The 12,698-nt window shown below is 70.5% G+C and carries 10 protein-coding genes; 4 read left to right on the forward strand and 6 right to left on the reverse strand.

Going from position 1 to position 12,698, the window contains the following annotated elements:
- Positions 1 to 8 precede the first annotated feature (8 nt).
- Positions 9 to 1,697, reverse strand: a complete 1,689-nt coding sequence (locus tag HNV26_RS25755) for a glutamine--tRNA ligase/YqeY domain fusion protein (RefSeq protein ID WP_171443551.1) — start codon at positions 1,695 to 1,697, stop codon at positions 9 to 11.
- 177 nt (positions 1,698 to 1,874) lie between these two features.
- The gene (locus tag HNV26_RS25760) at positions 1,875 to 3,032 is read right to left on the reverse strand and encodes a glycosyltransferase (protein ID WP_171443550.1); all 1,158 of its coding nucleotides are present in this window, start codon (positions 3,030 to 3,032) and stop codon (positions 1,875 to 1,877) included.
- A gap of 199 nt (positions 3,033 to 3,231) precedes the next feature.
- Between HNV26_RS25760 and HNV26_RS25765 the strand changes: the two genes are divergently transcribed.
- Positions 3,232 to 4,128 (forward strand): alpha/beta hydrolase, encoded by an 897-nt coding sequence (locus HNV26_RS25765; protein ID WP_171443549.1) that lies wholly within the window; start codon positions 3,232 to 3,234, stop codon positions 4,126 to 4,128.
- Here the strand turns inward: HNV26_RS25765 and HNV26_RS25770 are convergent.
- Positions 4,098 to 4,847, reverse strand: coding sequence for an arginyltransferase (locus HNV26_RS25770; protein ID WP_171443548.1), 750 nt, complete (start codon positions 4,845 to 4,847; stop codon positions 4,098 to 4,100). The two genes, HNV26_RS25765 and HNV26_RS25770, sit on opposite strands and share 31 nt — an antisense overlap.
- Positions 4,848 to 5,364: 517 nt before the next feature.
- Between HNV26_RS25770 and HNV26_RS25775 the strand changes: the two genes are divergently transcribed.
- Together HNV26_RS25775 and HNV26_RS25780 are read left to right on the forward strand one after the other, a co-directional pair.
- The gene (locus HNV26_RS25775; protein WP_171443547.1) at positions 5,365 to 6,216 is read left to right on the forward strand and encodes a glycosyltransferase family 2 protein; all 852 of its coding nucleotides are present in this window, start codon (positions 5,365 to 5,367) and stop codon (positions 6,214 to 6,216) included.
- The gene (locus HNV26_RS25780) at positions 6,213 to 7,655 is read left to right on the forward strand and encodes a type III PLP-dependent enzyme domain-containing protein (protein WP_171443546.1); all 1,443 of its coding nucleotides are present in this window, start codon (positions 6,213 to 6,215) and stop codon (positions 7,653 to 7,655) included. The genes HNV26_RS25775 and HNV26_RS25780 overlap by 4 nt, the downstream gene beginning before the upstream one ends.
- On the opposite strand, the gene HNV26_RS25785 is transcribed toward HNV26_RS25780, so the two are convergent.
- Together HNV26_RS25785 and HNV26_RS25790 are read right to left on the reverse strand one after the other, a co-directional pair.
- A complete protein-coding gene (locus tag HNV26_RS25785; protein WP_171443568.1) occupies positions 7,645 to 8,943 on the reverse strand; it encodes a carboxylate--amine ligase in 1,299 nt (432 codons plus the stop codon). The genes HNV26_RS25780 and HNV26_RS25785 overlap by 11 nt on opposite strands.
- Positions 8,944 to 9,082: 139 nt before the next feature.
- Positions 9,083 to 9,901 (reverse strand): methylase, encoded by an 819-nt coding sequence (locus tag HNV26_RS25790; protein WP_171443545.1) that lies wholly within the window; start codon positions 9,899 to 9,901, stop codon positions 9,083 to 9,085.
- Positions 9,902 to 9,999: 98 nt separating this feature from the next.
- Here HNV26_RS25790 and HNV26_RS25795 point away from each other — a divergent pair, with 98 nt between their 5' ends.
- Positions 10,000 to 10,980: a hypothetical protein gene (locus HNV26_RS25795; RefSeq protein WP_171443544.1), complete on the forward strand. Its 981-nt coding sequence runs from the start codon at positions 10,000 to 10,002 to the stop codon at positions 10,978 to 10,980.
- 20 nt (positions 10,981 to 11,000) lie between these two features.
- Here the strand turns inward: HNV26_RS25795 and HNV26_RS25800 are convergent, their stop codons facing one another.
- Complete coding sequence (locus HNV26_RS25800; protein WP_171443543.1) at positions 11,001 to 12,536, reverse strand: MBL fold metallo-hydrolase; 1,536 nt, start codon at positions 12,534 to 12,536, stop codon at positions 11,001 to 11,003.
- Positions 12,537 to 12,698 lie beyond the last annotated feature (162 nt).

Genomic DNA, 12,698 nt, shown 5'->3' on the forward strand with positions numbered 1-12,698 from the left:
GCCAGGGACTACTTCCCCTTGGCCTGCTCCTTCGTCCACGAGTCCTTCAGCGTCACCGTGCGGTTGAAGACGGGCTTGCCCGGCTTCGAGTCCTTCGGGTCCACGTAGAAGTACCCGGTGCGCTCGAACTGGTAGCGCGACTCCACGGCGGCATCCACCAGCATCGGCTCGACGCGGGCGTCGCGCAGCGTCTGGAGGCTGGCCGGGTTGAGGAACGTGGTGAAGTCCTTGGAGTCGTCCGCGTCCGGCGCCTCCACGGAGAAGAGCCGGTCATAGAGGCGGACCTCCGCGACGGGCGCGTTGCCGGGCACCCAGTGCAGCGTGCCCTTCACCTTGCGGCCATCCGGCGCGTTGCCGCCGCGCGTGGCCGGGTCATACGTGCAGCGCAACTCCACCACGTTGCCCGCGGCGTCCTTGATGACCTGCTCGCACTTGATGAAGTACGCGGAGCGCAGCCGCACCTCCTTGCCGGGCGCCAGCCGGAAGAACCCCTTCGGCGGGTCCTCCATGAAGTCGTCCGCTTCGATGTACAGCTCGCGCATGAAGGGCACCTGGCGCGTCCCCATCTCCGGCTTCTGCGGGTGGTTCTGCACCTCGAGCAGCTCTGTCTGCCCCTCCGGGTAGTTCTCCAGGACCACCTTCAGCGGGCGCATCACCGCCATGGCGCGCGGGGCCGTCTCGTTGAGGTCCTCGCGGATGCACAGCTCCAACAGGCTCATGTCGATGAGCTGCTGCGCCTTGCCCACGCCCACGCGCGTGGCGAAGTCCCGGATGGACGCCGGCGTGAAGCCACGGCGGCGCAGGCCGGTAATCGTCATCATCCGGGGGTCATCCCACCCGGCCACGAAGCCCTCCGTCACCAGCTTGAGCAGCTTGCGCTTGCTCATCACCGTGTAGTTGAGGTTCAGCCGGTTGAACTCGTACTGGTGCGGCCGGTCCCCGCTGATGAGGCTGTCGACAATCCAGTCGTACAGCACGCGCCGGTTCTCGAACTCCAGGGTGCAGATGGAGTGGGTGATGCCCTCAATCGCGTCCGACAGGCAGTGCGCGAAGTCGTAGAGCGGGTAGATGGGCCACGCGTCGCCGGTGCGGTGATGGTGCGCGTGACGGATGCGGTAGATGGGCGGGTCACGCAGCACGGGGTTGGGCGACGCCATGTCGATCTTCGCCCGCAGGGTGTGCTGGCCGTCGGAGAACTCGCCCGCGCGCATGCGGTGGAACAGGTCCAGGTTCTCCTCCATGGAGCGCTCGCGGTACGGGCTGTTGCGCCCCGGCGTGGTGAAGTCGCCGCGGTACTCGCGAATCTCCTCCGGGGACAGGCTGCACACGTACGCCTTGCCCTGCTTGATGAGCTGCACGGCGAAGTCGTAGAGCTTCGGGAAGTAGTCGGACGCGAAGAACTTCCGGTCCTCCCACTCGAAGCCCAGCCACTTCACGTCACGCTGGATGGCCTCGACGTAGTCGGTGTCCTCGGTGACGGGGTTGGTGTCGTCGAAGCGCAGGTTGCACTTGCCTCCGTATTGCTGCGCCAGCCCGAAGTTGAGGCAGATGGACTTGGCGTGGCCGATGTGGAGGTAGCCGTTGGGCTCGGGCGGGAAGCGGGTGTGCACGCGGCCCGCGTACTTTCCCGTCCGCTGGTCTTCCTCGATGATTTCCTGGAGGAAGTTCAGGCCCTGCGTTTCGTTCGTCGTCGTCATGATGGGGGCGAATCCTCGTGAAGCAGCCGGGGGCCGGCAAGGGATTCCTGCTTCAGTGCCGCCCGCCCGGGCCTCCGGGACGAAGGTGGACGTCCCGAAGCCGTGCAGGGGAACCCCCGGGGGGGCTCATTTCATCCCCCCGTCCGGAGGGCGGGGGACCGGGCCCCTCTCTCTCTGTCAGAGCGACGAGAGCAGGGACTCCCAGGCCTTGAGGGCGCGGTCGGCGGACAGCTCCTCGGAGCGGCGCCGGGCCCGGGCGGACAGGTCGGCCCGGTGCACGTCGTCCTGGACGACTCGCGCCAGGGCGTCCGCCAGCGCCTGGGGCTGCTCCATGGGCACCAGGACGCCGTGCTTGCCGTGCTCCAGCACCTCCGCGGGGCCGGAGGGGCAGTCGGTACTGACCACGGGACACCCCAGGGCCAGCGCCTCCAGCAGCACCATGGGCAGCCCCTCGAAGCGCGAGGACAGGGCGAAGGCCGCCGCCCGCCGCATCAGCGCATGGGGGTTGGGCGCGAAGCCCGGCAGGAAGACGGAGTCCTCCACGCCCAGGGACTTCACCAGCGCCTTCAGCTCCGCCTCCAGCGAGCCTTCCCCCAGGATGAGCAGGTGCTGGTCCACCCCGGCCTGGCGCATCAGCGCGTGGCTCCGGATGAGCACGTCGAAGGCCTTCTGGTGCTCCAGCCGCCCCACGGCGATGACCACGGGCTTGCGGAAGATGGGCTCCGCCCAGGCGGGCAGCGGGTGCTCACCGGCGGCGCGCACCCGGTCGCCGTCCACGAAGTTGGGGATGACGTGGAGCTGCTCGGGTCCCACCGGCACCAGGTCCCGGAAGGCCTTCGCTGAGTCGTGGCCGCACGCGACGATGCGGCTCATGCGAGGGTAGAGCCACTTCAGCCCCCAGAGCTGCCGCCGGGGCTGCTCCAGGTGGAAGGCGCCCCAGTCGAAGTGAATCATGCCCACCACGGGCTTGCGCAGCAGCCGCCCCGCCAGGCACGCCAGCAGCGCCGCCCGGCCCTCCTGCCCCGCCACGATGACGTCCACGTCGCGCGCCTCGCGCACCAGCCGCCAGAAGAAGCGCGGCAGCATGCCCCGCCGGTACTCGAAGGCGTCGGTGCCCCACACCACCTCGGTGCGCTGCGGAATCCGGTCGCTCTGGCTCTTCGGATGGGGCCGGTGGTGGAAGAACATCTTCGTGTCGAACCGGCCGGGGTCCAGCCCTGTCAGCACGTTGCACACGGACCGTTCGATGCCGCCCGAGCCCAGGAACACCAGCGTGAACAGCACCCGCTTCCGAGCGGCTACTGGAGGCGCCTCGCCCTGTGTCGTTACGAGCATCACCCGCACTCTCACGTGCTGCGAGACACCGCGGTCCAGGACCTTCGGAGTGACAGGACTCCCCCCGGCTCCAACCTGACCCACCCGCGGTGTAACCAACTTGCATTCGCTCCGCCACCCCCTCGGCTCAGCTAGGGTTCGCTTTACTCCAGGCCAATCCCAGATATCCGTGAAAACACGCACTCAACTCCGCTGTCTCATGGCGCTGACGCCCCTCTGCGTGTCGCTCGCCGCGGCGGGCTATCTCGTGGTGAACGGTCACCGCATCGGCCAGGGCCTGCTGCATCCGCCGCCCATTCCGGTGACACGTCCCCCGGCGGAGCCGGCGTTGTCGCCGCTAGAGGACGTGGCCTTCACCACGTCCGACGGGGTGCCGCTCAAGGGGTGGTACGTACCTTCCCGCAACCGCGCCGCGGTGGTGTTGGTTCACGGCTTCGCGGACAACCGCGCGCAGCTGCTCTTCGAAGCCCGGACGCTCGCGGGCGCGGGCTACGGTGTGTTGCTCTTTGATTTACGCGCGCACGGCGAGAGCGGCGGCGACACGGTGACGTGGGGGGACCGGGAGCGGCGCGACGTGACGGCGGCGCTGGATTTCATCTCAGCGCGCCCGGACGTGGACCCGGGACGGCTGGGCCTCTTCGGCTTCTCCATGGGCGGCACCACGTCGCTCCTGGTCGCCAGCGAGGACGCACGGGTGAAGGCGGTGGCCGCCGCGGGGGCCTATCCCGCGCTGGAGGCGGACATCTACGCGGGCTATGGCCGCTGGGGCGCGATGAGCGCGGAGCCGGTGCTGTGGACCCTGCGCCGCGCGGGCGTGACGGTGGACGCGGTGCGCCCCATCGACGGGATGTGCCGGCTGGGCGGCCGGCCGCTACTGCTGGTCAACGGCGACGTGGACCCGGACGCGCCCGCGAAGCTCCAGGCCAGCCTCTTCCAGGCCGCGTGCGAACCCAAGTCACTCTGGGTCGTCGAGGGCGCAGGCCATGGCCAGTACGCGCGCGTGGCGCCGGAGGAGTACGCGCGCCGGTTGATCCAGCACTTCGGCGCGGCGCTCCAGGCCCCGCCTCAAGCCTCCTCGGGCGGCGCCACCCAGTGAGGCGCCGCGTCCAGCGCGGGCCGCTCCTCCAGCAGTTCGTGAGGGCGGAAGGCGCCCTTGTAGCGCAGGGACGCGCAGGCCAGCACGCGGTAGCCCAGGTAGACGTGAGGGATGCCCCGCGCCTTCGCCAGCGCCACCTGGTGCAGCACGTTGGCCGTGCCCAGAGACAGGCGCGCGTAGGCCGGGTCGTAGAAGAAGTACACGGCGCTCCAGGCGCGCGGCGTCTCGTCGCAGATGCCCACGCCCACCAGCCTGGGTCCGCCCTCCGCGCCGTCGTCGTACCACGCCACCTCGCGCGCGGACGGGTGCGGATAGGAGAACTGGAGCGAGTACTCGCGCGCGGTGATGGGTGACGGCGCCCACTCGCGCGCAATCTCGCGCTCCGAATGCCACTGGCGATACAGCGCCAGCCGCGCGTCATCCACACGCGGCGGCCCGACCTCCACGCGCAGGTGCGCGCACGCGGCATGCGCACGGCGCTGGCTGCGGTTGGGCCGGAAGCCCTCCACGGGGATGCGCAATGACACGCAGGCATTGCAGCCCACGCAGGCCGGCCGGAAGTATACCAGGCCGAAGCGGCGCCAGCCTCGCACCAGCAGGTGCTCGTACTCCTCCGGCGTGACGTCCTCCAGCACGAGGTTCTCGAGCGAGGCCTCCTGCTCCGGCAGGTAGCTGCAGGCCCGGGGCTGCTCGACTTCATGTGCCAGGAGGAACGCCATGCGTGGGCTGTTCCTGTCGCGACCGTCGTCCGGCGTCAAGTCTGACCCGGTGCCCCGAAGCCACCACTTCCGGGCGAGCCCCCGCTTCCCAGAGGGAAAAGCGTCGTCCGCGGCACGCCCGTCTGCCCAGCGGCTGGCTGGCATGACGTCTGCACAACCAACGGCCAGCCTCGCGGAGTCGAGGCAGGAGGATGACCATGGCCCGCCACCGCACGCAGCCTTCGCTGAACCGCCTGTCGCATTGGGATTTCGGTCGAGCGGACAGGCAGGTCCGCGCGGCCACTGGCAGCCATGACTGGGTGGTCGTGAGCGCCACATCCCCCTCGCGTCCGAGTGGAAACCGACAGAATCCGGACATTCCTGTCCTACTGGCGGCGGTCCGGGCACAGGTCGAGTGCGACCCAGAAGGGGTGCATGGAGTGGATTTTGACCTGGAGTTCGCGAGCTACTGATGTGACAGGGTGGCGCGCGGGCGTGCGGCTTCTCAGGCGTGGCCGCCAACGCGTATAAGTCCGCCATGTCCGTCATTGACGTCTCGGTGGTGATGCCCACCCACAAGCGGGAGAAGGAAGTGGTGGAGGCCATCCGCTCGGTCCTCCGCCAGGAAGGGGTGAACGTCGAGGTCCTCGTCCTGGACGACACGCCCGAGGGCACGGCGCGCGAGGCGGTGGAAGGGCTGAAGGACGAGCGGGTCCGCTACCTGGTGAACGACCCGCCGTCGAAGGGCCGCCCGGCCGTGGTGCGCAACCACGGCGCCACGCTGGCCCGCGGGCGCTACCTGCACTTCCTGGATGACGACGACATGCTCGCCGAGGGCGCGCTGCACGCCATGGTGAGCGCGCTGGACGCGCGGCCGGACGCGGGCGTGGCGGTGGGCTGGGTGGTGCCCTTCGGCGACGACGCGGACTGGCTCAAGGACAAGAGCGAGTACTTCGAGTGGGCCGCCCAGGTGGGCGCCAGCACGCCCAACAGCGCGTGGACGGTGGCCCACATCCTCTTCCGCGGCACGCTGTATGTGAACTCCGCGTGCATGGTGCGCCGCGAGCACTTCGCCCCGCTGGGCGGCTTCGACGCCACCATCCCCGTCTACGAGGACGTGGACTTCTACCTGCGCGGCATCCGCGCGTTCGGCCACGTCTACGTCAACCGGCCCATCCTGCACTACCGCACCGGCCGGCCGTCGCTGATGCACAACCTGGGCAAGGACGGCACGCTGGTGGTGCAGTCCAACGAGATGATTCACGGCAAGTACCGCAAGACGAACGGCATGCTGGAGTACCGCCTCATGCAGGCCGCCCTGCGGGTGCTGCCCTTCGAGGTCGCCCGCCGTCTGCCGCTGCGCCTGCGCAACCAGGGCCGCGCGTCATGAGCCTCAAGAGCCGGCTTCTCGGGACGGCCAGGCGCCAGGTGAAGCAGACGCTGCGCCCGGTGCTCCAGCGGGCCATGGCCCCCGCGCGCACCCACATCCCCGCCTCCCACTGGGGCTTGCGGGACGTGCCGGGCCAGGGTCTGACGCTGGAAGGTGTCCCGCTGGCGCAATTGGTGGAGCGATGGGGCTCGCCGCTGCACGTGGTGCACATGGCGGCGCTGCGCCGCAACGCGGAGCGCTTCCTCGCGGTGCCGCCGGGGCGCACGAGCGGCTGTGAGGTCTATTACTCGTACAAGACGAACCCGGTGCCCGGCGTGCTGTCCTTCCTGCACGGCCTGGGCGTGGGCGCGGAGGTCATCTCCGCCTACGAGATGTGGCTGGCGCTGAAGCTGGGCGTGCCCCCGGAGCGCATCGTCTACAACGGCCCGGTGAAGTCGGAGTCCTCCGTGCGCGAGGCCATCTCCCGGGGCATCCAACTGCTGGCCGCCAACCACGCGGAGGAGATCGCCGTCTTCGCCCGGCTGGCCGCGGAGCTGGACCGCCGCCCGCGCGTCGCCGTGCGGGTGACGACGAACAGCGGCTGGTCCGCGCAGTTCGGCACGCCCATCGCGGGAGGCGCCGCGCTGAGGGCCTACCAGCAGGCGCGCGGCTCGAAGCACCTGGACGTGGTGGGCCTGCACGCGCACCGTGGAGAGACCCTCCGCACGGAGGGCGACTTCACGGCCTTCGTGGAGTCGGTGCTCGACTTCACGGACACGCTGCACCAGGAGCTGGGGCTGGACTTGGAGGTGCTTGATTTGGGCGGCAGCCTCAACACGCCCACCGTCGAGCACATCGCCGAGCGCGACTGGCGCCTCAACCTCACCTTCTTCCGCGACGTGCCCGCGCCCGACCCGGCGGCGTCGCTGTCCATCGACCGCTACGTGGCGCTGGCGGTGGAGATGGTGGAGACGCACTACGCGCGGCGCGGCCGTCAGCGGCCCCGCATCTTCCTGGAGCCAGGGCGCGCCATGACGGGCGACACGCAGCTCTTGCTGGGCCGCGTGCACGCGCTCAAGGCGGGGGAAGACAGGACGTGGGCGGTGCTGGACGCCGGCATCAACCATGCCGAGTGCGTGCGCAACGAGTACCACCAGCTCTTCCACGTGAACCGGCCGGACGCGCCGGCCGACAAGGTCTACACGGTGGTGGGGCCCATCTGCACGCCGGGCGACACGCTCTACCACGCGAAGCGGCTGCCCGACCTGCACGTGGGGGACACGCTGGCCATCATGGACGCGGGCGCCTACTTCGTGCCCTTCGCCACGTCCTTCTCCTATCCCCAGCCGGCCATCATCGCGCTGGAGGACGGGAAGGAGCGGCTGCTGCGGCGCGCGGAGACGTTCGATGACCTGGTGACGCTCGACGCGCCGGACAGCCGCGCCGCGCTCACCGGTTGAGCACCATCATCCGGATGAAGGCCCGGGGGTGGCGCGCGGAGCCGTAGAGAATCTGCGCCACCTCCACCGCGGTGGGCATCAGGTCATCCGAGTCGATGAGCGGGTCCACCGCCACGTCCCGGTGTGACGCCAGCCAGCTCCGCCACTGGCGGACCTCGTCCTCCGGCAGCGCACCGGACAGCCGCTGGAGGTTGAGCAGCATCTCCAGCGCGATGCGGTTGCAGAACACCTCGCCGTTGCCGCGCCAATCACGCGCGGCCCGCAGCTCGCGGCGCAGGGAGTCCCGGTCTCCCAGCGCGGCGTGGTAGGCCAGGAGCGGCAGCGGCAGGCCCCGGGCGATGTCGAAGCCCATCTGCCCGTAGTAGCGGGGGTTGAAGTCGATGAGGAGGAAGTCGTCCTTCGTCTGGATGAACTCCACCTCGAAGACGCCGTGATAGCCCAGGCGCTTGCACAAGCGCTGGAGACCCGCGGCCAGCTCCTCGTGCACCGGGGCGGATTCGAAGCACACGCCCACCCCCAGCCGCCGCGGACGCTGGAGCACCTTCATGGCGCCGCGCACCTCGAACAGCTCGCCCGTCTCGTCCACGAAGCCGGAGAGGCTGTAGATACCCTCCGCCGCCTCCGGGTGGAACTCCTGCACCATGGGGCGCGACACCGCGGGGTCGAAGCGCACCAGCATGGGCGCGTACCCGTCTCGCGAGAAGGCGCGGTACTCCTCCGCGAGCTGCTCGGGCGCCTGCACCGGCTGCCCCTTGCGGTGGGTGGAGTAGAGAATCTGCGTGGTGGGCTTGATGAGGACCGGGAAGCGCGCCTCGCGGGACACCCCGTTCAGGTCCGCTTCCGATTCGGGGAACCAGGTGCGCGGCAGCTTCAGGCCCACCGCCTGGCCCGCCTCGAAGAGCTTGCGCTTGTTGAGCAGGCCGTAGACGGCGTCGATGCCCGGGTCGTAGAGGTGGAAGTGCTCCGACAGCGCCTCGCGGTGGACGGACACCAGCCACGCCAGCTCATCGCTCGTCGGATAGAGCACGTGCCGCATCGGCTCGCGGCGGCCCAGGTCCATCAGCCACTCGATGAAGGACTCGGCCTGGGACTCCGGAGGACACTGCACGCGGCGGCCCACGAAGCGAGACCAGCTCGCGGGCCCCAGCTTGCCGGGGTCCGCCACCGTGACGTCAATGCCATTGCGTCCGAAGCAACGCGCGGCCGCGAGCGTGCCGTAGAAGCCCGCGGAGAAGAGCAGCACGGACGGACGGCCCTCCATTCGAACCTGGGGTGCCTGCTCCAACATGACGGTGTCGTTCTCCCGCTGCGTTCCCGGCACGCCTCACGCGAAGGAGAGGAGGTGCCGTTTCAAGTCCTGGTCACGCGGAGGATAACCGCACGCCACCCCACTTGGCTTCCCTCGGCTGCGCCCTCTCCTTCAGTCGTCAAGAACAGACGCCCCCCTTGGGCCTCCAAATAATGTAACCCTGGGACAAGAGCCACGGGTCGGTCACCACTCCCTCCATGCGCGCGGAGAGCCCCAGCGCGGCTTCGCGAAACGCATCGGGTGGGTGCGTATGGCCCAGGGTCCGCGCCTGCTGCCAGGCGGCGCCCCATGCGGAGAAGAAGTCATGGATGGGCTCCCCCGGACGTACCCGGCGGCGCAAGTCCCGGGGCAGCCAGTCCCGGAAGAGCATGGGCGCGAAGCCCAGGCTGAAGTCGGTGTGGAACAGGAGCGCTTCGCGCAGCGGCATCTCCGCGCCCTCCCCGACGCCGCGGCGCAGCAGGTGCGCGGCCATCACCGCGCCCGCCGCGTCCGCGCTCCCCTCCACCAGCAGGCCCGACGGCAGCAGGTAGCGGGTCAGGGTGCGGTGCACCTCGGGGACACGCTCAGGGGGGCCCTGGCGGAGCAGGTTCATGGCCCGCACCAGCCGGGCGGGCTCGTCGGGGCGAAGGGGCAACGCGAAGCCGCCCTCGCGGAAGGACGTGCGGGCATCCGCGTCCGCCTGCGCCGCCCGCGCGCGCGCCGCGTCCAGCTCCACGCCCACCACGGCGAGCTCCGGGTTGAGCGAGCGAAAGGCCTGGGCACTCTCCAGCGTCGTCCACGGGTGCTCGCCGAACCCCACGTCGACGAAGACCGCGTGCGCCCAGGGCCCGTCACGGCGCTCGAGCAACGGGCGCTCGAACCGGCACAGGAACGCGTCCAGCGCGCGCAGGCGCCCGCGCGACGTCCGTCCCCGCGTCTTCGTGTCCAGCGGTGGCATGGTGCGCTCTTGGGTGAGTCTGGCGTGGCCGTCAAGCCCACCCCGCTCCATCCCCCCGATTTTCGCCGGACGCGGCGACCTCCTAGAGTGGGAGCACCGTGGAAGCCTCGTCCCACCAGGCCTGCCCCCGCTGCCAGTCGCCTCGCGCCGCCGGGCCGGAGTGCCCCCGCTGCGGCATCATCTACGCCAAGGCGGAGGCCCGGGCGGCGCGTCAGCGCGAGGAAGCCCCTGCAGTGGCGCCCGGGGAACCACCGCCGCTCGTCGACCCCGCATGGCTGGCGACGCCCGACCTGCGCCCGGACGTGCTGCCACCGGAGACACCCGCCTGGGACGGCGACGCCGAGGAGGCCGCGTTCGAGCACCGCCTGCGCACCTGGGCCATCCCCGTGGCGCTCCTGGTGTCCTACGTGGCGCTGAACGGCAACTTCAGCGCCTTCGCGGCCCGGCTCATCACCATGCCGTTCCATGAGCTGGGCCACGCCATGACGGCCTGGTTCTGCGGCCGGTCCGCGTTCCCCACGCTGTGGAAGACGGCCATCTTCGGCCGCTCCTATCTCCTCGCGCTGATGCTCGCCGCGGCGCTGGGCGCGTGGGCGTGGCGGGGGTGGAGGCGCCGTCAGTGGCTGTGGGTGGCCTGTGGCGCGAGCCTGCTGGCGCTTCAAGCCGTGGGCACGCTGCTGCTGTCCCCGCAGACGGTGGACATGCTCATCACCTTCAACGGCGATGGCGGGATGATGGTGCTGGGCACGGTGATGATGCTGACCATCTACGCCCCGGCGGGCAGCTACCTCCACAAGCAGGCCCTGCGCTGGGGCTTCCTGGGGCTCGGCGCGCTGTCGCTCGTGGACGGCCTCCTCACGTGGTGGAAGTCGAAGAAGGACTTCAACGCCATCCCCTTTGGCAGGATGGAAGGCGTGGGCCTGAGCGACGCCAGCAAGCTGGTGGGGATGCCCCACAACTGGGGCGAGCACCAGCTCATCGGCAGGTACCTGACGGTGGCCACCGTGTGCTTCGCGGTGGTCGCCGGGGTGTACGTGGTGCAGTTCGTGCGCGGCAGGGCCCGGCTCGCCGCGCGCTGAGTCCCCGCGCGGCGGACACGTCACGCCGCGCCGCCGAAGGGCCACACGAAGCCAGGGTGGCGCACCACCTCCGGCGTCCTCGCGCCCCTCCAGCGCAGCGACTCTCCCGGCCGCAGCACCAGGGGCCTGGGAACGTCCTTCATCGTCCGCCGGACCTCGGCGAGCCGCTCCGGATAGGGGTCCGCGTCCGGGTTCTCATCCAGGTGACTGGCGCCGCTCACGGGCTCGCCAGGGTAGCCCGCGTAGCGAGGCCCCATGCCCTCGCGCCAGTACCAGGGCGCCCCGCCGTCCGCGCAGGGCACCACGTAGCGCGCGCCCAGCAAGGCGCCATAGCGCAGCGCCTCCTCTGGCCCGGCCATGAGCCGCTGCGGCGCCTTCAGCATGGCGCGGGGGACGTTGACCAGGAACGCCTCCAGCGTGGTGAAGCCAAAGAAGATGGGTGCCAGCCGGAAGCCGCGGACGCCGCAGAAGAGCACGTCCACGGGAGCCTCGCGGCGCACGCGCCGGCACACCGCCGCCATGTCTCCGCGCACGTCGTGCCCCGAGTCCGCGAAGAACGCCGCGGAGAAGCCGGGCGCCCGCACCAGCCACGCGTTGCCCTCATTGAAGAGGTCCGGATACGGGCCTTCTCCATCCGTGGGCTGCTCGCCGTAGAACGGCAGCGCGCGCACGGTGACGTCACCCACCTGCCGGGACTCACCCCAGCGCAAGGGCTCCACACGCGTGAAGCCCAGCTGCGCCAGCCGCAAGGCACAGTCCGTGGAGAAGAGGCTCTCACGCGCCACCGCCGGCACGAAGATGCGCGTGTCGCGAGGCAACTGCAGCAACGAGCCCAGGTGGAAGTGGTCCCCATGTGAATGGGTGATGACCACCGCGTCCACGCGTCCCACGTCGCGGGGCTGCATCGGCGGATAGCCCGGCGCGTCCACCGCGCCCTCGGGCCGGAAGTACGGGTCCACCAGCACGCGTCCCTCGCGGCCCGCGACCAGCACCGTGTTGTGCCCCACGAAGAGCGCCCCCGGAGAGGGCACCTCCACGGGCGCTTCGTGACGCACGAGCCAGCCCGCCTGCCCAAGGTCCGCCACCAACTCCGCCAGCAGGGGCAGCGCCGCGAAGGCCCGAAGCTCCGCGCGCGTGGAGCCGCGCGCGAGCGCCGCGAAGAAGTCCGCCACGGCGGGCCACTCGGACGCACGCACGGGTACATCCAGGCCCAGCTCATCCTGGCGAAGGTGCAGCACGCGCGGCCGGTGTCGCGTGGCCACCGGGAACAGCACGTCGGAGCGCAACACGCGTCGGCCCATGCGCCGCTGCTTGCCCACGCACAGCGCGGCATAGCGCGGGGTGTCTTCCAGCCAACGCACCAGCGCCTCCGCATCGTGCAGCGCGCCCTCGCGCCCCAGCGTGGCGACGTGCCGCTTCAGCGGGTGAAAGGCCCGGCGGACAGGACGCGCGGTGGGGCCCTGGATGCTACAGCCCAGGTCCGCGTGGTGGTCATCCTCCGTCCGGGCCGAGGCAAGCACAGCCAGACTGACGCCCCGGTTCAGGGTGAATTGCATGACGGCGGATGTTGCCACGCGTCACGCGCGGTGCGGCGTTTCTCCAACGTTCGGGCGAGCGGGCGGCCCGTCCCCCTCACCCGACGGCTCAGGTTGTGACAGGAGCGTGGAAGGCCGGTACCCTTGCCTCCGAATGTCATTGTCAGCCCCCTCGCTCCCCCC

The organism is Myxococcus xanthus, assembly GCF_013116825.1.
Taxonomy (GTDB): domain Bacteria; phylum Myxococcota; class Myxococcia; order Myxococcales; family Myxococcaceae; genus Myxococcus; species Myxococcus xanthus_B.